25 protein-coding genes are annotated in these 25,845 nt (G+C 44.6%); 14 read left to right on the forward strand and 11 right to left on the reverse strand.

Annotated elements, in window-relative coordinates:
- Positions 1-24: 24 nt before the first annotated feature.
- Positions 25-537 (reverse strand): GNAT family N-acetyltransferase, encoded by a 513-nt coding sequence (locus ACIG3F_RS05330; protein ID WP_396469527.1) that lies wholly within the window; start codon positions 535-537, stop codon positions 25-27.
- A gap of 81 nt (positions 538-618) precedes the next feature.
- Positions 619-1,344 (reverse strand): outer membrane protein OmpK, encoded by a 726-nt coding sequence (locus ACIG3F_RS05335; protein WP_164543173.1) that lies wholly within the window; start codon positions 1,342-1,344, stop codon positions 619-621.
- A 1,006-nt stretch (positions 1,345-2,350) separates the two neighbouring features.
- Here ACIG3F_RS05335 and ACIG3F_RS05340 point away from each other — a divergent pair.
- The 4 genes from ACIG3F_RS05340 (at position 2,351) to dsbD (ending at position 6,024) form a co-directional block, all read left to right on the forward strand.
- Positions 2,351-2,716 (forward strand): HPF/RaiA family ribosome-associated protein, encoded by a 366-nt coding sequence (locus ACIG3F_RS05340; RefSeq protein ID WP_396469528.1) that lies wholly within the window; start codon positions 2,351-2,353, stop codon positions 2,714-2,716.
- Positions 2,717-2,843: 127 nt separating this feature from the next.
- Positions 2,844-3,386, forward strand: a complete 543-nt coding sequence (locus ACIG3F_RS05345) for a hypothetical protein (protein ID WP_039902494.1) — start codon at positions 2,844-2,846, stop codon at positions 3,384-3,386.
- Positions 3,387-3,407: 21 nt separating this feature from the next.
- The gene (locus tag ACIG3F_RS05350; protein WP_396469529.1) at positions 3,408-4,163 is read left to right on the forward strand and encodes a transporter; all 756 of its coding nucleotides are present in this window, start codon (positions 3,408-3,410) and stop codon (positions 4,161-4,163) included.
- A 19-nt stretch (positions 4,164-4,182) separates the two neighbouring features.
- A complete protein-coding gene (gene dsbD, locus ACIG3F_RS05355; protein ID WP_396469561.1) occupies positions 4,183-6,024 on the forward strand; it encodes a protein-disulfide reductase DsbD in 1,842 nt (613 codons plus the stop codon).
- A gap of 25 nt (positions 6,025-6,049) precedes the next feature.
- Here the strand turns inward: dsbD and ACIG3F_RS05360 are convergent, their stop codons facing one another.
- Positions 6,050-7,246 carry a GGDEF domain-containing protein gene (locus ACIG3F_RS05360; protein WP_396469530.1) on the reverse strand — a complete coding sequence of 399 codons (1,197 nt, stop codon included), beginning with the start codon at positions 7,244-7,246 and terminating at the stop codon, positions 6,050-6,052.
- Between the two features lie 340 nt (positions 7,247-7,586).
- Between ACIG3F_RS05360 and ACIG3F_RS05365 the strand changes: the two genes are divergently transcribed.
- A complete protein-coding gene (locus ACIG3F_RS05365) occupies positions 7,587-8,156 on the forward strand; it encodes an FMN-dependent NADH-azoreductase (protein WP_396469531.1) in 570 nt (189 codons plus the stop codon).
- Between the two features lie 61 nt (positions 8,157-8,217).
- Here the strand turns inward: ACIG3F_RS05365 and ACIG3F_RS05370 are convergent, their stop codons facing one another.
- On the reverse strand, positions 8,218-9,129 hold the full coding sequence (locus tag ACIG3F_RS05370) for an alpha/beta hydrolase (protein WP_253112569.1): 912 nt from the start codon (positions 9,127-9,129) through the stop codon (positions 8,218-8,220).
- Positions 9,130-9,285: 156 nt separating this feature from the next.
- Here ACIG3F_RS05370 and ACIG3F_RS05375 point away from each other — a divergent pair, with 156 nt between their 5' ends.
- Positions 9,286-9,723 carry a DUF2147 domain-containing protein gene (locus ACIG3F_RS05375; protein WP_005105342.1) on the forward strand — a complete coding sequence of 146 codons (438 nt, stop codon included), beginning with the start codon at positions 9,286-9,288 and terminating at the stop codon, positions 9,721-9,723.
- 72 nt (positions 9,724-9,795) lie between these two features.
- Here ACIG3F_RS05375 and ACIG3F_RS05380 read toward each other — a convergent pair whose 3' ends face one another.
- Both ACIG3F_RS05380 and ACIG3F_RS05385 read right to left on the reverse strand, forming a co-directional pair.
- A complete protein-coding gene (locus tag ACIG3F_RS05380) occupies positions 9,796-10,146 on the reverse strand; it encodes a Spx/MgsR family RNA polymerase-binding regulatory protein (RefSeq protein ID WP_005105344.1) in 351 nt (116 codons plus the stop codon).
- Positions 10,147-10,620: 474 nt separating this feature from the next.
- Positions 10,621-11,439 carry an exodeoxyribonuclease III gene (locus ACIG3F_RS05385; RefSeq protein WP_262442771.1) on the reverse strand — a complete coding sequence of 273 codons (819 nt, stop codon included), beginning with the start codon at positions 11,437-11,439 and terminating at the stop codon, positions 10,621-10,623.
- A gap of 40 nt (positions 11,440-11,479) precedes the next feature.
- Here ACIG3F_RS05385 and pyrE point away from each other — a divergent pair, with 40 nt between their 5' ends.
- Positions 11,480-12,130, forward strand: coding sequence for an orotate phosphoribosyltransferase (gene pyrE, locus ACIG3F_RS05390; RefSeq protein ID WP_004647228.1), 651 nt, complete (start codon positions 11,480-11,482; stop codon positions 12,128-12,130).
- Between the two features lie 461 nt (positions 12,131-12,591).
- Here the strand turns inward: pyrE and ACIG3F_RS05395 are convergent, their stop codons facing one another.
- A complete protein-coding gene (locus ACIG3F_RS05395; protein WP_004281299.1) occupies positions 12,592-12,801 on the reverse strand; it encodes a cold-shock protein in 210 nt (69 codons plus the stop codon).
- Positions 12,802-13,347: 546 nt separating this feature from the next.
- On the opposite strand from ACIG3F_RS05395, the gene ACIG3F_RS05400 reads away from it, so the two are divergent.
- A complete protein-coding gene (locus ACIG3F_RS05400) occupies positions 13,348-13,680 on the forward strand; it encodes a hypothetical protein (protein ID WP_396469532.1) in 333 nt (110 codons plus the stop codon).
- 171 nt (positions 13,681-13,851) lie between these two features.
- Here ACIG3F_RS05400 and ACIG3F_RS05405 read toward each other — a convergent pair whose 3' ends face one another.
- From ACIG3F_RS05405 to ACIG3F_RS05415, 3 genes are all read right to left on the reverse strand, one after another.
- The gene (locus ACIG3F_RS05405; RefSeq protein WP_396469533.1) at positions 13,852-14,799 is read right to left on the reverse strand and encodes a copper resistance protein B; all 948 of its coding nucleotides are present in this window, start codon (positions 14,797-14,799) and stop codon (positions 13,852-13,854) included.
- Positions 14,786-16,552 carry a copper resistance system multicopper oxidase gene (locus ACIG3F_RS05410; protein ID WP_396469534.1) on the reverse strand — a complete coding sequence of 589 codons (1,767 nt, stop codon included), beginning with the start codon at positions 16,550-16,552 and terminating at the stop codon, positions 14,786-14,788. The genes ACIG3F_RS05405 and ACIG3F_RS05410 overlap by 14 nt, the downstream gene beginning before the upstream one ends.
- A 589-nt stretch (positions 16,553-17,141) precedes the next feature.
- On the reverse strand, positions 17,142-17,342 hold the full coding sequence (locus tag ACIG3F_RS05415; protein WP_004281307.1) for a DUF3565 domain-containing protein: 201 nt from the start codon (positions 17,340-17,342) through the stop codon (positions 17,142-17,144).
- A 131-nt stretch (positions 17,343-17,473) separates the two neighbouring features.
- Between ACIG3F_RS05415 and gshB the strand changes: the two genes are divergently transcribed.
- Positions 17,474-18,424, forward strand: a complete 951-nt coding sequence (gene gshB / locus ACIG3F_RS05420) for a glutathione synthase (RefSeq protein WP_004281308.1) — start codon at positions 17,474-17,476, stop codon at positions 18,422-18,424.
- A 50-nt stretch (positions 18,425-18,474) separates the two neighbouring features.
- On the opposite strand, the gene ACIG3F_RS05425 is transcribed toward gshB, so the two are convergent.
- Positions 18,475-19,677 carry a CynX/NimT family MFS transporter gene (locus ACIG3F_RS05425; RefSeq protein WP_396469535.1) on the reverse strand — a complete coding sequence of 401 codons (1,203 nt, stop codon included), beginning with the start codon at positions 19,675-19,677 and terminating at the stop codon, positions 18,475-18,477.
- 424 nt (positions 19,678-20,101) lie between these two features.
- Between ACIG3F_RS05425 and murG the strand changes: the two genes are divergently transcribed.
- The 5 genes from murG to ftsA all read left to right on the forward strand — a co-directional run bounded on the left by murG (position 20,102) and on the right by ftsA (position 25,837).
- Entirely contained in the window at positions 20,102-21,208 is a 1,107-nt protein-coding gene (gene murG, locus ACIG3F_RS05430) for an undecaprenyldiphospho-muramoylpentapeptide beta-N-acetylglucosaminyltransferase (RefSeq protein WP_396469536.1), read from the forward strand.
- Positions 21,209-21,211: 3 nt separating this feature from the next.
- Positions 21,212-22,660: a UDP-N-acetylmuramate--L-alanine ligase gene (murC, locus tag ACIG3F_RS05435; protein WP_396469537.1), complete on the forward strand. Its 1,449-nt coding sequence runs from the start codon at positions 21,212-21,214 to the stop codon at positions 22,658-22,660.
- A gap of 57 nt (positions 22,661-22,717) precedes the next feature.
- On the forward strand, positions 22,718-23,647 hold the full coding sequence (locus ACIG3F_RS05440; RefSeq protein WP_396469538.1) for a D-alanine--D-alanine ligase: 930 nt from the start codon (positions 22,718-22,720) through the stop codon (positions 23,645-23,647).
- A gap of 2 nt (positions 23,648-23,649) precedes the next feature.
- Positions 23,650-24,504, forward strand: coding sequence for a cell division protein FtsQ/DivIB (locus ACIG3F_RS05445; RefSeq protein WP_005108153.1), 855 nt, complete (start codon positions 23,650-23,652; stop codon positions 24,502-24,504).
- Between the two features lie 70 nt (positions 24,505-24,574).
- A complete protein-coding gene (gene ftsA / locus ACIG3F_RS05450) occupies positions 24,575-25,837 on the forward strand; it encodes a cell division protein FtsA (protein ID WP_278356765.1) in 1,263 nt (420 codons plus the stop codon).
- The last annotated feature ends 8 nt before the right edge of the window (positions 25,838-25,845 follow it).

Consider the following 25,845-nt stretch of genomic DNA (forward strand, 5'->3'; position numbering starts at 1 on the left):
GAATAGTTTTAAACTAAGAATGAATCAAGCTTGATCCAGATTGAGCTGTAAGAGGACCAAATCACGCCATTGCCCAAATTTCTGTCCGACTTGCGGCATATAGGCAGTTTGAACGAAACCCAGTTTTTCATGCAGGCGAATCGATGAGGTATTCTCAGAATCAATCGCTGCGACCATGATATGCAATTTCTGTACTTGAGCCTCTTCAATTAAATACTGCAATAATTTGGAACCTAAACCTTGTCCTGCATAATCCGGGTTTAAAAAGATGGAATGTTCTACCGTCTGTTGAAAGCCCTGAATACTACGAAACTGATCATAACAGGCATAGCCAGCAACGACCTGATTTCGAGTATCTTCAACCACAAAAACTGGGAAATTCTGATTTTTAAGCTGTTTAAACCAGATTTTTAAATAGTTTAAATCAAAGGCTGTTCTGTTCCAGGTCGCAGTACCATAGAGTACTTCCTGATTATAAATCTCGAGAATGGTTTCAAGATCATGTTCAGTCGCAGGTCGAATGTCAAAATCAGGCATATTCTTGTTCTGGTAGGAGTGATCTGAAATTACAGTTTAAAAAAAAGCAGAACCGAAGTTCTGCTTTTGATGATACAGCAATTAGAAGTGATATTTCACAAGTGCGCTGACATTGTTTTCGTCTTGATTTTTAAGACCAAACTTGTTGTTCCACACTGAATGTTCAACACCGAGGTATAAACGGGTGTCTGGAGAAATGTGTTTGCCCGCATTCCATTTCCACTGTGTAGTCCAGTTTAACTCGCTTGCTTGAGCGTCTTTTTCAGCAGTTGACCAATCAAGGAAGCCATCTACAAGAAAATCTTCAGCACCCAGTTTAAATGGTACGCCATAGGTAAGCGTCATTTGATAATCGTCTTTATTGCCAAACACTTTTTCATTGTTTGCACGATAAAGATTTAAGCTTGCATACTGAAAGTATGGAATATCAAGGTCAAAACCTACGCCATATAGGAAGTTGTCCGCATTATCTGAACCTTCCCACGTTGTTGAAATAAGCACATCTTTCACTGGACCAAAGGCAAGTTTTTGACCTGTAACTTCGCTTAAGCTTAAACGTGGTGATAATTCAAAGTAAGTACTTTTAACATCATCGCCACCGCGCAGACGATCCATAAAGAAGAATACATCTGCATATTTTACTTTTGCAGCATATTCAACAGTTAAAGTGGTTTGCTGATCGTCTACAACTTCATAGTTTTCACCATAAAGACCTGTAACGCTAAAGTCCTGCCAAACTGGTTTTGCTTGAGCAAATACAGCAGTTGAAGCCAATGCACAAAGTGCTGCAAGTTGTGTAAATTTCATTTAAATCTATCCCCCCGAGAAAGCAGAATAAGCATACAGATTAATAAGTAAAAATAAAGTTAAAAGTGATCGCTGACTTAAATATATTTCAGCCCTCATTAGTTAAATGCAGACGATCATCTTCCTCAGTTTTCATTGTCTTTCGCTGATGCTTTTCTAAAGCATTATTTTTTAAATAAAGTTGAATATGTAGCGCCTTAAAAGACTGAATGTAGGACTAAAAATATAAAATCACTTCAATTCAGGATGAGGAGTTTAGAAAACCAGTAAAAATAGGGGGAATATACAGACTGTTTAGCAATTAATTTGAGCCTGAGGCTGAACAGCTTTGTTCAGTTTGTGTAATGAGATTAGTTTTAAAATCTCAAATGATGGTCGTTTTATAAGCCTGTTTCCAGCCTCTACAAGTGAGATTGATCAGTCTTGTATTTCAATTGAAAATCATTTTTGCAGGTTGTTATTTTCGAATGACGACGGAGTACTTTTCCTGGTTCTGCAAGAGCCACTAAACAATGATAAAGCATATGATCTATTCAGGACTGTAAGGCTTACTAGATGCAGATCTTATAAGAAAAATTATTAGATAAAAGTGAGCTAATTTCGATAAAAAATACTTTTAATTCCTCTTTTTTTAAGCTTTTTGATTGGGTGCTATTTAAGCGATTTATCTGCCTGACCAAAAAATTATTTCAAATTAAATCGTGTGAAAGGTTGTGAAATTTCCGTTTGAAAAATCCTGCATTTTTGAGCTGAGTAAGCAGTTGTCACAATGGATTATTCTTTTGCTAAAAAACCAAAATATCACTTGCATATTTCCAAGATACAGCCGATATTCAAGATATAAGGACACGATTCTGCAGACTCAAAAATGTGTTCATCATTCAAAATGGAGGGCGTGATTCCAATCATTTGAAGAAGTGAAATGCGATGCGAAACAGCAAGCTACAAACGTGCCAAGATAAAAAATTTTGCACTCAAAAGTTACAAAGATTGAGGATGGTAATATATGAATATTGAGCTTCGTACCGATAACCACATTCAGAATAGTGATCGTTTAATTACTTATGTACGGGAAGAATTAAATCAAGAATTCCAGCGCCACAGCGAACGTATTACCCATTTTTCAGTCCATCTCAGTGATGAAAATGGCGCCAAAGGCGGCGATGACGATATTCGCTGTATGATTGAAGCGCGTCCTGCAGGCTTGAAACCTGTCGTAGTTAATCACCGTGGTCATAATGTCGATACTGCGATCCATGGTGCAATTGACCGACTGAAACGTAGTCTGGAACATGTGATCGAGAAAAAAGAAAATGTTCGTCCTGGTGCTCTTGACCTAGCAGACACAGATACTGCGGATATCGAAGAGTAAGCCGAACCGATTTGAAAAAGCCCTGCGGGGCTTTTTTCGTATTAAACAAAAATATAGTTATGAGAAGCACAACAAATCCTGCTTTATTCGGCATAATAGTCGAAAACGAATCAAAGTGAGCTCCATCATGTTAACTGCGCAACAACAGCTTTTTGTGCAAGCACTCGAAGAATTAAATCTGGACCAGGTCAAACAGCTGCTGGCAGATGGACTCAACCCGAATTTTATTGATCACGACAAAGGTCCGGTGATTTCGGTTTGGTCAGATGGCCTGTTCAAATGGTGGGAAGAGGTGTGTGAACTGTATGAAGCTGGTACACCACTTTCAGAAGATGAGAAACAGGCACGTTTGGCGGTACATTTACAGATTCTGGAAGAACTGATCCAGGCCAAAGTGAATCTGCATCTGTGGGATGCAGAAGAAATTTATGGTCCGCTCTGGGATGCCGCAAGTGCCGCATGCGCGCCTGCCGTACAGCGTTTACTGGATGAAAAAGTCGATCCAAATAGCAAAGATGAAGATGGCATGACTATTTTATCTTCTATCAGTGATCTATTCTTTGATTGTGATTTTGATGAAATCAACTGGTCAGAAGCTTTAGACGAAGAAAAACAGACGCTAGAACTGCTTCGCAAGCATGGCGCAAAAATGACCAAAGAACTCAGTTAAATTTTAATAAAGAGCTCCAACATGACAACATTAAAAACCTTGGGTTTGATTGCACTGGCCGGTTGTAGTGCACAGCTTTTCGCAGCAGATTTTGAATTTGATCGACCAGGTGAAGGTCTGAGTACTGGAATTACTCCAGTCGGAAATGTCGCTTGGGAGCAAGGCTTGCCTACAGCGCGTTATAGCAAGTCGGGCGATCAGACCGCGACCACTCTTAGTGCAGATATGTTGTTACGTACCGGACTCAGTGATGATCTGGAATTGCGTTTAGGCTGGGCTGGCCCGACCTGGACACATGTTAAATCCAATGGCCAGACCGAAGAAGATGATGGTCTCGGCGATGTCAGTATTGGTCTGAAAAAGGCCATTGATCTGGATGATGACAAACTCAGTATGGCTTTGCTAGCCGAAGCCATCATTGCAACAGGCAATGCCGGTTTCACTAATGAAGAAGATATTTACAGCCTAGGTTCTGTCGTGTCGTATCAATATAATGACTTGGTCAGTACCGCACTGACCATGCGTTATGAATGGCAGGACAGCAACTGGGCAGTGTCTGCGATTCCTTCTCTAGGCTACCGCATTACTGATCGCTGGTCAGGTTATTCTGAACTGATTTACCGTAAAGCTGAAAGTGTCGATAATCAATACGCGCTCGGTACCGGGGTCATGTATGCCTTAAATGATCGTGTCCAATTAGATGCGAATGTCGGTGTGGATCTGGATGGTGCAGATCGAAGTTACTTCTCAGGCCTAGGTTTCTCTGTGCTGTTCTAAGTTATTCAACTCACAGATGATGAAATACTCGCAGTTCCCGACCTGGGGGAAAATGCTTGTCCCGGTTATTTTGGGAAGCACCTTGTTCAGCAGTCCTGCTCAGGCGGAAACTGCATTGTTGTCTGCCGAGCAGGCCTTTCCTGTGAGCGTGATCTCTACCAGTCAGCAGCAGGCTGAACTGAGCTGGCAGATTCCGGACAACTATTATCTGTATCAGCATAAAATTGAAGTCCGGCAGGGCAACCAGCCGGTGTCGTTTGAGTTGCCACCCGCTGAAGATTTATATGATGATAACTATGGACATACCCAGGTTTATTATCAGCAGTTAAAGTTTCAGATTCCGACTCAGGCGGGGCAATCCTATCAGGTCAGCTGGCAGGGTTGTGCCAAAGACCGGATCTGTTATCCGCCACAAACCATTCAGTTCAAGACCGATTTGTCCGGTCTGGTGCAATTTGAAGCTGCCGCATCAGGAGCAAAGCGTTTACTTGATCTGAATACGTCATCACTGCAACACAATACCCTGTTTAATACAGCGGATTCCTCAGAGTCTGCAGCAGATGAGCTCTCTGCATCAGCCAAAACACAAACTGACCCCTATGCAGCACAAGACCAGAAATGGTCAGCTCAACTGCTTGAGCGCTCTTTGGGTTATGGGCTTTTGCTGTTCTTCGGTTTGGGAATATTACTCGCTTTTACCCCGTGTTCCTTGCCAATGCTGCCGATATTGACCTCGCTGATCGTGCGTGACAGTAAAGGACTGAAAGCCTGGATGATTGCACTGACTTTTGTCAGCAGTATGGCTACTGTCTATGCGGTACTCGGCTTAATTGCGTCTTCGGCCGGCCTGAATTTTCAGCGCTGGTTGCAGCAACCGGGGACCCTGATCGCGTTTAGTGTGTTATTTGTTCTGTTTGCCTTGAATCTGTTTGGCCTGTTTGAAATCAAACTGCCGCAACGTCTGGTTCATCGTCTGGATCGGGCACAGGCCATGCAGCAGGGAGGCAGTCTGGTCAGTGCGGGCGTTATGGGCATGATTTCGGCGCTTCTGGTGGGACCATGCATGACCGCACCGCTGGCAGGTGCATTGTTGTTTATTTCCCAGACACAAAGTCAGTGGCAGGGGGCTTTACTGCTGTTTACCCTGGGTTTTGGGATGGGCACGCCTTTATTGCTGGCCAGTATTCTGGGGGCACGAATTCTACCGAAAGCCGGGCACTGGATGAATCAGATTAAAGTGCTCTTTGCCTTTATCATGCTGGCATTAGCCCTATATTTTATTCGGCCGCTAATGTCAGAAGCCGTTTTACAGTGGTTATCCTTAGCTTTGGGCATGGCTTTTGTTGCCTATGTACTATTCCGGATTTTCTGGCATCGCACTGGTCTAAGATGGCTGTATATCCTGTGTCTGGTTCTCGCCGTACCTTATATTGCTTATAGTCAATATCAGCACAGTCAGCGTTTTTTTGTGGAGCAGGCGAGCACAGAAGCCAAGTGGCATGTAGCACGCAGTGCAGCAGAATTTCAGCAGATTTTGGACAAGGCTCCACAAGGGCAAAAGATCATTATTGATGTCTACGCCGATTGGTGTGTTGCCTGTCAGCCGATTGAACATCGTATTTTAAAATCTGTAGCGGTGCAGCAGGCTCTGGCGCCATATTTCCTGATCAAGCTGGATTTAAGCCAATATAATGCCTCTCATCAAGCGCTGTTAAATCAATGGGAAATTCTAGGGCCGCCGACGTATTTATTCTTGAATGCGCAGCAGCAGGAAATTCGTGGCTTGCGTTTGACCGGTGCCTTTAGCGAGGCAGAATTGCTGGCACAGCTGCAAGCGCTGGCTCAAAGTGAAAATCCATAATCGAGTCTTAAAAAGCTGAACCCGTTTAAGAGACCTGCATCTGTGCTGGCACCGGTTCAGCATAGGCTTTGACCAGATTACGCCCACCGGCTTTAGCCTGATAAAGCGCCTGATCGGCCTGACTCAATAACTGCTGCGGGCGTAATTCCGCGCTAGAAATAGCAATCCCGAAACTGGCGGTCACCGGAATCAGCTCACTCTCATCACTGAAAATCTGCAATTGCTGAATGGCGATACGGCAGCGTTCAGCCACTTGTTCGGCTTTTTCCAGACTAGTATTTTTAAGCACGAGAATAAATTCTTCCCCACCAAAACGGCCGACCACATCACTTTCGCGCAATTGCTGGTTCAGCACAGCACTCACTTCAACTAAGGTTTCATCGCCCTTATGATGGCCATAGTGATCATTAATTTTCTTGAAATGATCCAGATCCAGTAAGACCAAGGCGTAATTCGGAGTTGCTGCGGCATTCAGTTTATCCAGACATTGGTTGATGCTACGGCGGTTAAACAGGTTAGTGAGCGGATCAATCTGACTCAGTTGTTTGATCAGCTGCTCACGATGCCGCCATTGACTGAGCAGAATCTCGAATAAGACCATACAGACGGCCAGAATTGGCAAAATGAAATACAGCATCGATAACAGCCAGAAACCATTATAGAAAAGCTTGTCATCGATATTAAATAGCGGTGAATAAGGCAATTGATGACTGAAACTTAAATAGGCACATCCGCCTAGGAAAATTGACGCTGGAATCAGCATGCTATAAACCAGCGTGCGATGGAACAGCACCAGTCCCACCATAATTAAACAGACATAGGAGGTCGTGGCCACAGGGCTGATCACCCCGACAATATAGGCATCCCGGCACAGCGAAACCACAAAGGTGCCGACTGCCAGATAGGGCAGATAACGTTCCACCAGACGGTTGCCCTGAAATTTATAACAGGGATAAATCAGCACGGCTAAAATCAATAAAAAACTGCCGTTTAGCACGACTTGTGAATGAACCCGTTCAATCTGTACATATTGCCAATACTCAGGATTGAATAAAACAAAGAGATCCCAGCCGAGCCAGGTCAGATGTACACCGCATCCCAAGGTCAGCATCAGGATGCATTTCTTCAGGATGCGCCAGTTCATCACGACTTCATCTTCGACCAGATATTTCTTGATTCTGTGTCTTAGCACTTTTTCTAATACAGGCGATATTCGCTTCATGGTCCCGGTCTGACTTTAATTGTTATGGCAGATTTTTTAAGACTTATTGGATATTTATAGCTTTATTTACACAAGATAACATAAGTTTGAATGCTTGATAAACAACAATATTTAAAACATTTTTGTGATTTAGTTGATATCTGATCTGCTCAGTCTTTGCCTATAGCACAAGTGATCTAGGCTATGTCAAAGGGTTCTAAGCAAAATTAAAGAGGTTAAGAGGCATGCAGTTTTGTTCTAAATTCAGGATGATGTGTTTTATTTGTGCTAATTATTTCAATATAGTCAATCGTTAAAATGGCTGCATTGTTAGAAACAACCAAAGATAAAGAGCGAAGCCATGAAAATTTTACAGATTGATTCCAGTATTTTAGGAGATGCTTCTATTTCGCGTCAGTTAACTCAGGCCGTGGTGGAGCAATTGCAGCAAAAATATGCTGAGGCCATTGAAGTTGAATATCTGGATCTGGCAGCACAGCCTATTCCCCATCTTAGCACCGAAATTTTAATGGGGCAGAATGCAGAACAGACGGCATTAGGCGAGGAAATTTTAGAACAATATTTGCAGGCTGATATCGTGGTGATTGGTGCAGCGATGTATAACTTCGGTTTGCCATCGACCTTAAAAGCCTGGATTGACCGGATCTGTGTCGCGGGACGTACCTTTAAATATACCGAACAAGGTCCTGTGGGTTTGGCGGGCAATAAGAAAGTGTATATTGCCAGCAGCCGTGGTGGTGTCTATGGCGAGCAAAGCCCGGCTGATTTTCAGGAAGCTTTCCTGAAAACCGTATTTAACTTTACCGGTGTGAATGATATCGAAGTGATTCGCGTTGAAGGGGTCAATATGGGAGAAGCGGTTAAAGCCCAAGCGCTGCAAACGGCATTGCAGCAGGTTCAGGCCATTTAAAACCTGAAACCTCTTTTCAAAGGTCAGCTACGGCTGACCTTTTTTATGCCCTGAATCATGCTTAATCCCGATCCAGACGATGGGCAAATTCTGCAAGATCGGTGAGCGCCTGTTTGGCTTCATCGAACCAGGCACTGAACATCTGGAAGTTATGCCACATGCCGGTATACAGTTTAAATTCGACCTCGACACCCGCCTGTTCCGCTTTTTCTTTAAAACGGCTAGCATCATCCAGCAGAATTTCCTTAGAGCCCACCTGAATATGAATCGGTGGCAAACCAGTTAAATCGGCGAAAAAGGGGGAAACTTCCGGATCACCACGATCAATTGAACGCGGCACATAATATTCAATCCCGGTTTGCACTGTTTCCAGAGACAGCAGGGCATCATGCTTCTGGTTATAACGTAAAGATTCACTGGTCAACGTTAAATCCAGCAGTGGAGACAACAGAATCAGACCGCTGACCTGTGGAAGACTTTCCTGCTGTATTTTGAGTGCCAGCGCCAATGCGAGATTGGCTCCGCAAGAATCGCCGGACAGAATAATATCTTTGGCTTGAACACCTTGATTCAGCAGCAGATTATAGACATCAAACAAGGCTTCTAATGCTTCTGGATAGGCAGATTCGGGTGATAGCGGATAATCGACATGCAGCACCTGCATCTGGGTTCGAGCCGCAATTTGAGTCATAAAGGCACGATGGGTATTTAAAGAACCCAAATAAAATGCGCCGCCATGAATATGAAAAATCAGCTGGGTCGATTCCTGTTGTGGCTTAATTTCTTCCGCGCGCAGCCCGGCCAGTCGGAGCGAGCGAATCTGTACCGTTTTATCCTGAGGGAAAAGTTTGCACATCTGTTCCAGAGCAATGCGCATTGAACTCGGTGGAAGACTGAATCTGCTCGGGGCACGAATGGCCGTTTTTAAAAAGCTTTCTGTAATTAATTGTTTCGTTAGCGGGCTTATCTTCATCTTCCTTCCATCTTTTTGTGCTTTTATTGATCGTGTAGATTATTTACCAACCATATTTACAAGGTTACACTAAATAGTCACACCTAAAAATTGAAAAATTGTTGTGACTTTTTAATACTACATGGGTCTATTTTCAGACTAAGGAAATGAAGAAAAATGAAAAAAATAGCGCTTACGTTAGGACTACTAGGCTTATCTGCATTGGCGAATGCCGCGGATCCTTTAAATGGCACGGTATGGAAAACCATTGATGATAAAACCAAGCAGCCTAAGGCCATGGTTAAATTCACTGAACAAAAGAACGGCACTTTGTCAGCCAGTATTCAGTCTGTGTTAACTCCAGGTGAAGAAAATGCCTGCAAGAAATGTGAAGGTCCATATCACAACAAATCTCTGAAAGGCCTGACCATTGTTAAAGGTCTAAAAAATGCTGGCGGGACTAGCTATGACAGCGGTTCGATCCTGGATCCGCAATCCGGTAAAACCTATAAGTTGAAAGGCCAGCTGGCAGACGGTGGCAAGAAACTTGAGCTACGTGGTTTCATCGGTGTAGCGGCATTGGGTCGTAACCAGACTTGGATTCGTGCCAACTAATTTATTTTAAGTAGATATACAAAAGCCTGATCGATGTCAGGCTTTTTTATGAGTGTTATTCAATACAAGATATTAGTGGGCTAAGCTACGATAAGCTGTTTCATCAAAACCGGCAATAAATCCTGTAGAGGTTGCCAAGATTGGACGTTTGATTAAACTGGTATGGGTGGTTAATGCATTAATTAAGGCATTTTCACTTGACAGGGTGGCCTGTTGCTCTTCTTCACTGAGTTTACGCCAGGTAGTGCCTTTCTTGTTCAGAACCACGTCCTGACCCAAGGCATCTAGCCAGGTTTTGACGGTTTCAGCATCGATGCCCTGTTTTTTATAATCATGAAATTCATAACTCAGACCTTGCTCCGTCAGCAGATCAAAGGCTTTTTTCATCGAACTACAATTTTTAATTCCGTAAATTTTTAACATAGCTGCCATCTAAAAAATTTAAATCATGAACTAGCTTAACCAAATTGGCAGCAGCAGACCATGCAAAAGCAAATGAAAAAAAGGAAAAAATTTTAAATAGCAGAAAAGTCATGTCATCAAAATGACATCAAGCAGCTTTAATATGAGCAGCAAGAAAAAGAACAATCTAAATAATAAGAAAAATAAAAATTTGGGAATAATAGAAATAGAAAACCCGCATTTAATCATCCTGATCATGCGGGTCTCAATCCAACGTCCAATGTCACATCCATGCAAAACAAGCTAAATCTATAGTCTGTTTTATTTTCGTCCTACGGCGTCCTGTCCTTATGTTGTCGTCCTGACATGTCCTTGTGCCGTAGCGCTATAATGCTATGTTATTACATTGAGATAAACCCAAAAAATACGTCATGTCATGTAAGAGATAAGCCTTAATTGAGTGAACAACTGTTCACTCAATCAAATTGTGAGGCTTTATAATCTGTAGTCGATAATCACTGGAGCATGATCGCTAAACCATTGTTCTTTATAGACCCAGGCATTAACGGTTCGCTCTTTCCAGTCTGGAGAGCAGGCATGATAATCAATCCGCCAACCAACATTCTTGGCACGCGCCTGACCACGGTTTGACCACCAGGAATACAGCTCGGCTTCTTTACGCACTTCACGGAAAGTATCGACATAACCAAGCTCATCGTAGATATGATCCAGCCAGGCACGTTCATGCGGCAAGCAACCCGAGGCTTTCTGGTTACCCGACCAGTTTTTAATATCAATACGTTTATGCACGATATTATAGTCACCGCAGACAATCACCGATTTATTTTCATCGCGCCACTGTTTCAGAATTTTTGCGTATTCTTCCAGAAAGTGATCTTTACGTGCTTGCGCTTCATCGCCTGATGAACCCGAAGGCAGATACAGGGAACAGATCTGTACAGTTTGATCTAAACCCAAGTCAAATTCAGCGGCAATAAAACGGCCTTGTGAATCGGCCAGTTCAAAACCCAGACCATCAGTTAAAGATACAAAAGGCAGACGGCTATAAATGGCCGTACCGGCATAACCCGGACGCTCGGCAGGAAACAGGTGCGTGTACCAGCCTTCAGGCTTGAATTTGTCCGTCCACTGCGCATGCGTGATCCGGCTTTCCTGCATGCAAATCACGTCGGCATCAGACTGTTCCATCCATTCCAATAGGCCTTTGGTGACAGATGAACGTAAGCCGTTGACATTAATTGAAACGACGCGAAGAATTTTTTGATCACCTGGATAGCTACTCTTTGGTATCATGCGCAAGTCTTACCTTAATTAATGGATTTAGGAGCACCTCATGTCAACGCCAGCTCAGTTTAACCCGCAAGCTTTTATCGAACTCGCATTATCACGCGGTGTACTTAAATTTGGTGAGTTTACTTTAAAATCGGGGCGTGTGAGTCCCTATTTTTTTAATGCGGGTCTGTTGAATGATGGTGAAGCCTTGACCCTGCTGGCTTCTGGCTATGCAGCGAAACTGACTGAATGTGATCATGTTGAAGTGATTTTTGGCCCTGCCTATAAAGGCATTCCTTTTGTGGCAGCAACTGCTGTGGCTCTGTCGCAAAATCATGGGGTAAGTGTGCCGTGGGGTTTTAATCGCAAAGAAGCCAAAGACCATGGCGAGGGTGGCGTATTGGTAGGTGCTTCTGTAGAAGGTAAAAAAGTCTGGATCATTGATGATGTGATTACCGCAGGCACAGCGATTCGTGAAGTCGTCACCATCCTGAAAAATGCCGGTGCCCAAATTGCAGGTGTATTAGTGGCACTAGACCGCCAGGAAAAAGGTCAGGGCGAACTGTCTGCGATTCAGGAAGTGCAGCAAGAGCTTGAGATTCCTGTACATGCCTTAATTACCATGAAAGATTTAATGGACTATCTGGAAGCGAAAGGCGACCTAGCAGCTTTGGCGAAAATGGAAGATTACCGTGTTAAATATGGGATCTAAGCCTAGATTGGCATAGAAAAGGAAGCTTGAGCTTCCTTTTTTTGTAGATGTTCAATTTGCTAAACATTTGAAATTTATTATCTCTGTCTATTCTTGTAAGCATTGGCTTACATCAATTCCAGCACTTTGCGGCTGTTTTGAATAGTGGAAATTTCCTATGATAGCTTTAACAGGAACAGGAGGTTCCACACAAGAATAACAATAGATAAATACAAGGAAAGTAAGGTACGACAGGAGTTATACCAAGCGAACCCATACGGAAAGCCCCTGGCAGGATGCTAGGGGTTTTTCATTTTTATCTTTTATAAAGTCCCACTGAGCAGCAGTGATTCAGAAACATGATTCTTAAAAATTCATTGTTAATGAGCTAAATAGAGGAGCAGAAAACCTTTCACCAAAATTATGAATCTTCAGAGCTAAAAAAAGCACCTGAAGGTGCTTTTTCTTATTGCTGGGCTAAATTATAGCGCAACGATATTGATCGCATTTGGACCTTTTTGACCATCAACCACGCTAAAAGAAACGCGTTGACCTTCAAACAAAGTTTTGAAACCAGAACTGCTGATTTCTTTGAAATGAGCAAAAACGTCAGGACCTGATTCTTGTTGAATAAAACCAAAACCTTTAGTTTCGTTAAACCATTTTACTGTACCGGTAACTGTAGTAGACATAATATAACCTGTTAAATTTTAATAATTTTAGTCATGCAAATGACTATGGATAACTTGGAAAAACAACAAGAATTGAAATAAAGATCTGAAAAAACTGAGGATTATAAATAATACTGCGGCACTTAAAGAAGCTTAACTAAACAACGCTTTTTTCTAGTTAAACACAGCATAGCCTAAATCAGAAAATATTCAAGTTTTTTATATTTATTATTTATTTTTCTTATAAAAGTAGCTCAATTCTTGTTTTTTAAAGCATTTCAAGCTGATTTGCTTGAGCTTTATCATTTGCATTTAAGCTTTAGCGAAGCTAAACAATAAATACACGTTGTGTTTGTGTTACTTTATGTTAATCAAAATCGTTCAGTACCCAGCAAGATTTTACTAAGTCAGTGTATTTTATAACTTTGGGTAAATTAGTATTTGTAGTTTTAAGATAGTTATCGTCATTGTTTGTGTATAAAAATCCACCTATATTAAAATTCAATTGGAAAAATTAACTATAAGAATTTCTTTATTTTAATTTAAAACCAAATACGAGTGAGTCTCATGGATTACTGGAACAGTGTGTTACTTATATCCATCATCACCATGGTTGGACTGGCCATGATCATCCTGTTCGTCGGATGTAAAATGTGGAAGAACTTGGTGGTCACTTTACTGATTGCCACCTTGATTGGATTTCTGCTTGTATGTGCGATCAATTTTATTTTTGGCGATCGTCTTCAATTTCTATGGGGTGCCCCTGAGACTGGCGATAGTAATTTTATGTTAGAAATGGGGCTGCTGAGCCTGTTAATTGGCGGTGTGAGTACCTTTATCATTATGTTAGGCACTTTGGTTGCTAAAAGTAACAGTGGAAATCAAAACGATGAAGACTAGTTTTTCGCAAAATAACAAGTCTCTTAATGAGCGGGAAAGTGCAGAAAAGCATCACATGTACAGTTCATAGGATTAAAAAATCTTTCTCAGTCAAATGTATAGTGCCATAGCGCTACGGGACATGAATGGCGTTTCACATCCCGTAGCTGCATAATTTTCTGTATCAAAAATTTAGAACATCATTCTTAGACCTGCACCATAGATCCAGCCTTTTTCTGAATCAGAACTTTGCTGCCAGGCCGTCTGTTGGTTGCCTTTGCTGTATTCATAACCGACTTCCAGATAAGGCATGAGCTTTTTGCTCAGTTCATAGCGTGTTTCCAGGCCCAAGGTGGCATGACTAAGGCCGGTTTTTTTCGCATTCGCTGCCTGATCATTCAGGATGACATCCAGTTCGACAAAGGGCTGCATAATCAGTTTCTGCGTCAATAACAGGTCACGCTCTGTTTCCAGTTTTAATCCGACAAAGTCATCTTCACCGACATAAACATGAGCATCCGTTTCGAAAAAGTAGGGGGCCAGGCCATGTAGCCCAAATACTGCATCGAAGCGCTCGTTCTGCTGTTGTGTAGCAGGCTCGGCTAAATTTTCCTGTCGATAGCGCACCCCGGTCTGCACATCCCAAAAATCGGAAATATTTCGGCTATACAACACTTTGGCATCATATTCGGCCTGACGGGATTCATGTTTGTCGGCTTCTAGCTTGAGAAAGATTTTATTTTCATCCGTGCCGACTCTGGCCTGGTTCTTGGACTTGAATGCTCCATTTCCCTCTGAACTATGCTGCCATTTCTGGTCCAGAATAATCTGGCTATAAATCTGTGCGCCATGTTCTTTACGATGATCATGTTCGCTGGCAGAACTGACTGAATTTTGTGGTGTGCTCGGCGCATGCAGTTGATGTGATAACTTTGGTGGTGGTTGATAAGATGCAGCATCTACTGTTTCAGTATGCTGTGCGTGGTCATCAGTCATGTCTTGCATGGCATGATGTCCGCTATGATGCTGATGTTCAGCATGGCTTGTATGATCGCTAGAAGCTGCCGCAAAAATACTCAGACTGCTTAGGGTAAGCGCACTGCTGAGCACTGACTTTACAAAAAGATTAGTGATGTGCATGGCTTTCTCCTTGAGCAGCTGCTGGTTTTGAAGGCATTTTTTGTGAAGAAGGGTGAGATGTTTGATCTTCATCTACATGTGCCACAATCAGCTTGTTCATCATGCCGGCACTCATGTGATAGAGCAGATGGCAGTGAATCGCCCATTCTCCCAGTTCGTCTGCTGTGAGCAAGGTCGTGACCGTTTTCCCGGGCGGCACAATCACGGTGTGTTTATTTGGCATATTTGCAGCAGACTGACCATTTTCCAGCTGCATAAACATGCCATGCAAATGCATCGGATGGGCCATCATGCTGTCATTGATAAATTTCAGCCGGATCCGCTCGCCATATTTCACTTGAAGTGGCTCGGCATCACTGAATTTTTTACCATTCATGGTCCAGATGTAGCGCTCCATGGTTCCACCTAGACGAATCACCAGTTCACGTTCTGCTGCGCGGGTATCAGGTTGTGGTGTCAGGGCTTTGAGGTCTTGATATTGCAAGGCTTTGTGCCCTGCAGGCGTAGACATATTGGCCCAGCCCTCAACCGGCTGATGAGGCTGATTGGTTCCGGACATGGCATTATGACTTGCATGCATGTCGTGCTGGGCATGTTGATCATGTTCACTTGTGGCAGTCTGCATGGTCTGACTGCTGTGTGTGTCATGTGACATGTCATGTTGTTCGCCATGTCCCATATCTTCCATGGTCAATAAGGCACGAGGGCGCGGTGTTGGTAATTGAACCGGAGCCGGGGCTTTACTTGAATCAGTTGCCTGATGCAGACTGCCAATGGCAAAGCCTGAGCGGTCGATCGATTCCGCTTCAATCTGGTAATGCGCTGCAGTGGGTTCCACAATCACATCATAGGTTTCAGCGGTTCCGATACGGAATTCATCTACATTGACCGGCTGCACCGGTTGTCCATCGGCACTGACCACGGTCATTTTCAGCTGGGGAATACGCACATCGAAAAACGACATGGCAGAAGCATTGATGAAACGCAGGCGGACTTTTTCATTGGGCTGGAACTGGCCACTCCAGTTTTGTTGCGGCGTTTTTCCATTGACCAGAAAGGTATAACCGGTAACATCAGATAGGTCGGTTTTCAGCATACGCATCTGGTTCCACATCTTGCGGTCTGACCAGGTGGCCTTCAGGCCATCACGTTTCACCTGCTGGAGTACATCGCCCAAGGTTTCACGCTGGTTCTGATAATATTCGGCCGATTTTTTTAAATTGTTCTGAATCTGCTGGCCGCTTTGTTCGTGAAAATCTGACATCATCACCACATAATCCCGTTCGGTTTGTTCATGTGGAGGTAGTAATGTCTGTGCTTTGGGGCGAATCACCAATGCGCCATAGAGGCCATCCTGTTCCTGACCTTTGGAATGTGCGTGATACCAATAGGTGCCGTTTTGACGAACCTTGAAGCGATAAGTAAAAGACTGTTTCGGTTTGATCCCCTGAAAACCGTTAAATCCGGGGACACCATCCATCAGCCCGGGCAGGAGGAGGCCATGCCAGTGCAGCGAGGTATCCTGATTGTTCAGGTTGTTTTGTACATGAATGACTGCATCATCACCTTCTTCAAATTCCAGCAAGGGTGCAGGGAATTTTCCGTTTACAGTGATACGCTTGACCGTCTTTCCGGTGAGATTGATCGGGCTTTCATCAATGACCAGATGATATTCTTTTACGGCTGCAAACAAGGCAGACGACGAGATGAGACCGAAGCCCAGACACAGGCTTTGACTGATTTTAAGCAACATAACTTAATCCTTAATGAATAAAAAAATTTAAAAATTCAGGATCAAGCTTTGGGTGGGCGCAGGATTTCTTGCCAGTAACCGGCAAGGTGCTGGGCATGGTAAGCAGGGAGGAGGGTTTTTTCCGGATAACCGTGATCAGGCACGCTTAACTCGGGCGTTGTAATGGGCAGGCTGGTGACCAAGTTCTGGCAGGCCATAGTGCCACAATCCAGACAATCTGATGACTGCTGGGTGCTGTCACTGACACAGTCCGGCTGAATCAGTTCCTGATCTTGATGATGATCAGTCTTATGCAGCGAGTGAGAAGCAGAGGGTTTTTGTCATTTCCAGACAATGAGGATTCGTTTTTTCAGACGGCATAACCAGATGCATGGTGTTTGCAGATGCGACAGACACACTGCTCCAGCCTATGGCAAAAACCACAAGCATCACCAACCAGATCTGTTTGACGAGCCGTATGAGCAAAAGTACACCCTGAAAAAATGCGCTGCATGTTTGAGCAATAAAAGCATAAACGCAGTAACTCAAATTAGCAAATTCTGGACAAGATTATTTTTTAGGTCACCTACATACTACTTTTTTCATAGGTTCAGGTTTCAGTTTCGCACTTTTCACATTTTTTACAGTCCAGCAGCATCCCGAGTTTTTCTTTGCGCCCTTGCTCGGTCATCACCCATGGGCGATTTTGCCATGGCGGGGTATGCCGCACATGCTGGCCATGTCCGCAGGCCAGTTCTGCAACCCAATGCTGTTCTTCATCCAGATGAAAACCGATAATGGCCTGTTGCATGGCAAACCTCCTGTGGGCTCAATCTGTCTCAGTACCTATATAAAATAAGTCATGCAAAATCACCATAAACAAAAGAATCGACACAAGCTATACTCCTTGCCAAGTCATTTTTTGAAAAAGAGCAGAGACACATGCGCGTACTTGTTGTGATGGATCCCATTGAAAATGTAAACCTGAAGAAAGACTCAACCATGGCCATGCTATGGGCAGCCGCACGTCGTGGGCATGAACTCGGTTATGCATTGCAGCAAGATTTATATATCGATCAAGGCAAGGCCTTTGGTCTGATCGCGCCGTTACAGGTATTTGAAGACTACGACCATTATTATGAACTTGGCGAAAAACAAAAAGAGTCGATCGCTGCTTATGACGTTGTCTTGATGCGTAAAGATCCGCCTTTTGATATGAACTTCGTCTATACCACTTATATTCTGGAGCAGGCAGAGCGCGAAGGGGCATGGATTATCAACAAGCCGCAAAGCCTGCGTGACTGTAATGAAAAACTGTTCGCGACCCAGTTCCCGCATCTGCAAGTTCCGACCTTGGTGACTTCGCAGCAAAGCCTGATTCGTGAATTTCTCAAAGAACAGGTCGATGTGATTGTAAAACCGCTGGATGGCATGGGCGGCACCGGGATTTTCCGCCTGTATCAGGATGGCATCAACATCGGTTCAACCATTGAAATGCTGACCAATAATGGTACCCAGCCGATCATGGCGCAGCGTTATATTCCGGAAATTGTCGAAGGCGATAAACGCATCCTGATGATTAATGGCGAGCCAGTGCCGTATTGTCTGGCCCGTATTCCGCAAAATGGTGAAGTGCGCGGTAATCTGGCCGCGGGTGGTCTGGGCGAGGCGCGCCCACTGACTGAAACTGATAAGGCCATTGCAGCAAAAGTAGGGCCGTATCTCAGAGAGAAAGGTCTGGTCTTTGTGGGGCTGGATGTGATTGGAAATTATGTCACTGAAATTAATGTAACCAGTCCAACCTGTATCCGTGAAATTGATGCCCAGTTTGGTACTTCGATTGCGGATGATCTGTTTGCTGTGCTGGAAGCAGGTCAGGCCAATCAGGTTTAAAGGCAGCATTAGGTGAAAGAAGAGTCTGCTTGCAGGCTCTTTTTATCTTTTTATTTAGGGTAACGCTTAAATAAAAATGCCGTCATTACCATACCCAGCATCGAAAGGCAGACGGTGATAATGGCAAGATTGGCCCAGTATTGAGTGGCAGATATCAGCGCAGCGCTCAGGGTCGGTATAAAAAACTGTGCGCAGGCTGAAATTTGTAAAACCAGACCCACACTGGCCGCTGCTGCATAGGCACGTGGTGCATAGTGCAGGGTAATCGCAAAAACAGTGGTCGGGATCATCCCGCCAATCAGTGAAAACAGCACGGCACTGGCAACCTGCAATTCAAATGAGAGCCAGGAATTTGCGGCAAATACCAGACAACTGCTACAGAGCATTGCCACAAATCCGGTATTCAATAAGGTGTGCGGTCTATAACCCTGTTGCAGCAACATGCCTGCGCCAAAAGTGCCCCCCAGATTGGCCAGCACGACTATCGAGACCAGCATCCCTGCGCGTTTTAAGTCCAGCCCCTGTTCGACATACAGCGTAGGCAGGAAGCCCGTGACAGTAATCCATTGACTGGTATAACAGGCAAAAATAATCGCCAGACAGATAATGGGAGGATGGGTCAGGGTAATTTGAACAATCTGCCAGAATGAGGTGTTTTCCGTAGCTGGCTGTGAAGAGTCTGGCTGTGTTACCAAGACAGGTTCAATATTTAAATATTGTTTAATCATGCCAGCAATGACAAGGCACAGGCAGCCCAAAATGGCCCAGATCATTTGCCAGTCCAGATATTCAAGCAGGAGAGGAATCGTCAATACGGCCAGACTGACACCGATGCCCATATAGGAACTCCAGAGTCCCCTCTTGAAATTCAGTGTCTCAGCGCGGCTGGTACGTTTTAAAATTGCTGGCGCACACAAGGAAATGGTTAAAAACCCGATTCCTTCCATAAAGCGCAATACATATAAAGTGGCAGGCTGCGTAATCCAAAGCCCGGCAAAACTGCTCAGCCCTAAAATGATTAAGGCCATGATCAGGCAGCGCTTTAATCCCATTTTTTCCGAGAAGGCGCCAATGCATAACGCAAACAGCATTCCGGCAGCCTGCACCAACGCTAATGAAAAACCAGCCTGGGTAAAACTCAGGTTTAAATCCTGCTGCAATACAGGAATCACGGCCGAAAGTTTGCCGACATGGATCGCAGCCAGATAACCGGCCAAGATAATCCATACATCATGACATGATATTTTTGACATTTATCCGAACTGAGTCCATTTAAAGCATCTGCTTGTACATCAAGCATCATTCATATATAGATATGAATAACATGAAAGTTTTATAAAATTGATAGGATTTAAGCCTAAGCTCATTAGTCGATGATAGGATATGGATTGACCGGGAGTGAGCTGTAAAGGGTTCTAAATAAAGCCCTGTCCGTGGCAAGGTTATTGATAATATAATGAAAAGTAAGTTTAAAATTGATATGATGCTTCACTTAAGTCTAAGGAAAAGTGCAGACCTTATAAATAAAACGAGTCCAAACTTGAAATTTGCGTGAAAAAAACAATTAAAGCCTTGTTGAAATAAAGTAAATAAACTTTCATGGCCTGAGGTTTGTGATTACAATTGATTACTTAAATCAGATTTCCTGCTCCATTTTTAGTATTGAAGAATTAAACCGTGACCGACGCTCAGCAAAAACAGCCTAAACATGTCATGATGATGGCCGCAGGTACAGGTGGACATGTGTTTCCAGCGTTAGCTGTTGCCAAAGATTTACAACAACAAGGTATACAGGTCTCCTGGTTGGCCACACCCGCAGGCATGGAAAACCGTCTATTAAAAAACCAGAATATTCCCATTTATCAGATTGATATTCAGGGTGTACGGGGCAATGGTTTTGTACGTAAAGCCTTGGCCCCTTTTAAAATTATGAAAGCAACCCTGAGCGCCATGAAATTCATGAAACAGCTCAAGGTCGATGCCGTCGCCGGCTTTGGTGGTTATGTAGCCGGGCCGGGTGGTCTGGCTGCGCGTATTTTAGGTATTCCGGTGCTGATCCATGAGCAGAATGCAGTTGCCGGTTTTACCAATACCCAATTGTCGCGTGTGGCAAAGACGGTGTGCCAGGCTTTTCCAAATACCTTTCCGGCCCAAGATAAAGTCGTGACTACGGGTAATCCGGTACGACAGGAAATTAGCGAAATTTTAAATCCATCCTGGCGTTATCAGGAGCGTGACAAGGCTGGATTGTCTTTACGTATTCTGATCGTTGGCGGGTCCTTGGGGGCGCAAGCCTTAAATGAACGGGTTCCGGAAGCCTTAAAGCAACTGAATGTACCTTTAAATGTCTATCATCAGTGTGGGCAAAATCATGCCGAGGCGACACGGGCACTTTATGAAAATGCACCGGCCAATCTGCAAGTTGAAGTCCAGCCCTTTATTGAAGATATGGCCAACGCCTATTCTGATGCCGATCTGGTGATTTGCCGTGCCGGTGCATTGACCGTGACTGAAATTGCCACTGCCGGGGTCGCTGCGATTTTTGTGCCGCTGCCAAGTGCGGTCGATGATCACCAGACGGCCAATGCCGGTTTCCTGGCCAATATCAATGCGGCAAAGATTTGCCCGCAGGCCACTATGACCCCGGACAGTTTAAAAACCTTATTAGAGCCGATGCTGAATCGCCAGCTGTTAATGGAAATGGCCGTGAAAGCACGCCGCCAGGCTCAACCCGATGCGACTCAACATGTGGTCCGTTTAATTCAAGAATTATCATCCGAGTAAACTATGTCTCCAGTAACCCCAGCTGAACAAGCGAAAAAATTAATCAAAGTGCCGGAAATGCGCCGTATCAAACACATTCATTTTGTGGGGATCGGTGGTGCAGGCATGTGTGGTATTGCAGAAGTGCTGAAAAACCAAGGCTACAAAGTGTCTGGTTCAGATATCAAGGCTTCCAAGACCACAGCGCAGCTGGAAGCAAACGGCATTAAAGTCTATATCGGACATACTGCAAATAATATTAAAGGTGCTAATGTGATCGTGGTGTCTACCGCGATTGATCAGGAAAACCCGGAAATTAAAACTGCGATTGAAAATCGTATCCCTGTGGTTCGCCGCGCGGAAATGCTGGGTGAACTGATGCGTTACCGTCATGGTATTGCCGTTGCCGGCACGCATGGCAAGACCACGACCACCAGCCTGATCACCTGTATGCTGGCTGAAGAAAACATGGATCCAACCTATGTGATCGGTGGTTTACTGAACCGTACCGGTATGAACGCAGCCTTGGGTGCCAGCCGTTATATCGTGGCCGAAGCCGATGAGTCAGATGCTTCTTTCCTGCACCTGGAACCGATGGCTGCCGTGGTGACCAATATTGATGCCGATCATATGGATACCTATGGCGGTAGCTTCGATGTCCTGAAAGATACCTTTATCCAGTTCCTACAAAAATTGCCATTTTACGGCTTGGCCGTAGTCTGTGGTGATGATGCCAATATCCGTGAAATCATGCCGCGAATTGCACGTCCGTTACTGACTTATGGTTTCAATGAAGACAATGACATCCGCGCAGTAGATGTTGATCAGGATGGCATGCAAACCCACTTTACCGTATTGCGTAAAGAGCGTGAGCCATTGCGTGTAACGGTCAACCAGCCAGGTTTGCATAATGTGCTGAATGCCCTGGCCGCGATTGGTATAGCAACCGATGAAGGCGTGTCGGATGCTTCAATCTGCCGTGCACTGGAAGGTTTTAGTGGTGTGGGTCGCCGCTTTGAAGTTCAGGGTGAGTTTGAAATTGACGGTGGTAATGTGAAACTGGTGGATGACTATGGTCACCATCCAAAAGAAGTGGAAGCGACGATTAAAGCCGCGCGTCAAAGTCATCCAGACCGTCGTTTGGTAATGATGTTCCAGCCACACCGTTATAGCCGTACCCGTGACTGTTTTGATGATTTTGTGGAAGTGCTTTCTACTGTAGACCAGTTATTGTTGCTGGATGTTTATCCTGCCGGTGAAAAACCGATTGTCGGGGCGGACAGCCGTACTTTGGCCCGCAGCATTCGTCTACGTGGCGAAGTCGAGCCGATTCTGGTTGATGCAGCGGACGGCAACCTGAATCAGATCATGAGAAAAGTATTGCAAGCAAATGACTTGTTATTAACCCAGGGCGCAGGTAATGTTGGAGCAATCTCAGTCGAGCTTGCGCAAAATCACTTATATATAAAATAGTCATCTTGCATGACTGAATTGAATTGACCAGATTGAAAAAAGTTTAAGGATATAAACGTGTCAAATGCTTCAAAATTCGGAAAAGTTGCCGTGTTGCTTGGTGGTAAATCTGCAGAGCGTGAGGTTTCTCTAGACAGTGGTGCGGCGGTACTTGAGGCATTAGTGCGTTCAGGGGTTAATGCGGAAGCGTTTGACCCGCAGGAGCGTAGTGTCACAGAACTGGTAAATTATGATCGTGCTTTTATTGTATTGCATGGACGTGGCGGGGAAGACGGCCAAATTCAGGGTGCACTGGAATGGTTAAACGTGCCGTATACCGGTACCGGTGTACAAGGTTCTGCGATCGGCATGGACAAGGTCAAGACCAAGCAGGTCTGGCAGGGTTCGGAATTGCCGACAGCACCGTATCGCATTGTCACCAAAGACTCTGATGCGACCGAGATTGTTAATGCTTTAGGCTTGCCTTTCATCATTAAACCAGTGCATGAAGGTTCCAGTATCGGCATGAGCAAGGTCGAAAAAATTGAAGACTTTGCCGAAGCAATTGCCAAGGCAACTGAACATGATGCCGTGGTGATGGCAGAAAAATGGATTACCGGCCGTGAATACACCATTGTGGTTTTAAATGGTCAGGCGCTACCTGTGATTCGTCTTGAACCGCCTCAAGATGTTGCTTTCTACGATTATGAAGCGAAATATCAGCGTAATGATGTGCAATATGGCATTCCATGTGGTTTAACTGAAGCTGAAGAGCAGCAGTTAAAAGCCTTAAGTTTGCGCGCATTCCAGGCAGTCGGTGCCAGCGGTTGGGGCCGGATTGATGCCATGCAGGATGAACAGGGCAACTTCTGGTTGCTTGAAGTGAATACCGTGCCAGGCATGACCAGTCATTCACTGGTGCCAAAAGCGGCAGCTGCAGTCGGATACAGTTTTGATGAGCTGTGTGTGGCGATTCTGGAACAGACCTTGACTGGTTCGGCACACTAAATATGGCTCAACTTCCTGTTTCCATGCGCCGTAAACGTGCTGCGATTACTTCAATTCACGACAAGCCGCCAACACGCAAAGAAAAGCTGACCAATTTTGGTGGCTGGTTATTGTTGTGTATTGCGCTACTGGTGCTGGCCTTTGGAATATTGGGCTTATATAAAGTCATGACCAATAGTGACGTGGCAGAGCTGGGTGTCGTGGGTACGCGCTCGGCTGCTGAACAGCGTCAGGTCATGCAGTATGTGTCACCGATTGTGACCGAAAACTATTTTACTTCGGATCTGGAAGCGATCCGTGATCGTACCCTGGAATTGTCCTGGGTGGATCGGGTCGTGGTGTCCCGAGCCTGGCCAAATGGCATTCGGGTGCGGGTAATGCCGCATCATGCGATTGCGCGTTGGGGGACAGGACGTTTATTAAGTGACAGTGGTGTTATTTTCACGGAAGTCACACCCAAGAATTATCAGGCATTACCGTTACTACATGGGCCGGCGAGCCATGCAGAAACCATGATGCGTCGTTATAATGAAATTAATCAATTATTTTTGCCACAAGGCATTCGTCTAAAAGAATTATATCTCACCGAGCGAATGACCTGGTTTATGCAGTTTGATTCGGGTTTAAGAATAATTGTGGATAAAGATCAGACCATGAGCAAATTACAGCGCCTGAGTCATCTGTCTCAGAGCGATTTAAAGCCAGTCTGGTCTAAAATTTCGGCCATCGACCTGCGTTATCGCAATGGATTGTCGATACAGTGGAAAAATTCAATTCCGCCTAAAATTGTAAATGGACATTTTATTGTAACCATTGATGACACGGGCGTTGAGAATAAGGTAACAGTAAAGCCATAATGACCGGCTTTAAAAAATAGAGGCATTTAAAGCCATAAATCTAACAAACACGTAATGGTAGTAGTGAATAATGAGTGAAGCTGTTCCCTCGGTTGTGGCGATTGACATTGGGACACACAAAGTTTCAGTTTTGATTGGCAAGGTACACGCGCCAGACAATATCCAAGTGATTGGTATGGCCACCGCTCGTAACCGAGGCATGAGTAAAGGGAAAATTGTCAGTCTCGATAAAGTTATTACTGCAATTAAAAATGCCGTTCAAGAAGCAGAAGATATGGCGGAATGTCGTGTACATTCTGCCTGGGTCTCTATTCCAAGTGCCGAATTAAAAAGCTTTTATGCTTCAGGCCGTACCTCGATCGACAATAGCGAGCATGCGATTACCACCAGTGAAGTGGTGCGTGCACTGGAATTGGCCAAAGCCAGTCATTTGACTTCAGATCATTATCTGGTCAGTGCTGTGCCTCTGGGTTTTGAGCTGGATGATTCACCGGAATGGGTGCTAAACCCGATTCGTATGTCGGCACATAGCATGACTGGGCATTATCATCTGATGATGCTGCCGATTAGTACCATGCAGAATATTGATCGCGCCCTGAAAGGTGCCAATATTGGCGTGGAAAAAATGGTGGTGTCGAGCTTGGCCACCGCCGAAGCCAGCCTGCTCAAAGACGAAAAAGAATATGGCGTATGCTTAGTAGATATAGGTGCCGGCACGACCAATGTTGCAGTGTATGTGGATGGTCGTCTAGCCTTAACCCATACCTTCCAGCGTGGCGGTGAACATGTGACTCGTGATATTGCAGCAGTATTGCAAACCACAACTGAAGAAGCTGAACGTCTGAAATTATTGTATGGCTGTGTCGACCTGAAAGTGGTCAAGCCTGACCATATGATTCAGTTCCAGGGCATTGATGGACCACAGACCATCAGCCGGATCGAGCTGACCGAAATCATCATGGCGCGTTATCAAGAAATTCTGGGTCTGGTGCGTGATGAACTGGTAAAAAATGGTGCCCTCCAGGGCTTGTATCATGGTGTGGTATTGACCGGTGATGCCAGTCATATCGAAGGGATGGTGAGTTTTGTTCGCCGTACCATGGGAGTCTCGGCACATTTAGGTAATCCGCCGACTCAGGTGTATGCAGATGAACAACATCAGGCTGCTTTACGTCGCTCACAATATAGCACTGTGGCGGGCTTGCTGATGTTTAGTCAGAGTGATACCCAGGACACGATTGTGGAACAGGATGATGTAGAACGGTTGTCATTGGCCAAGCGGGTCAAAAGAGCCTTGTTTGGCTTTAATGACACCTTGAAATCAATCTTTTAAGTCGATTT

Origin of the sequence: Acinetobacter sp. NPDC052428 (assembly GCF_044547685.1) — a bacterium.
GTDB lineage: Bacteria > Pseudomonadota > Gammaproteobacteria > Pseudomonadales > Moraxellaceae > Acinetobacter > Acinetobacter lwoffii_G.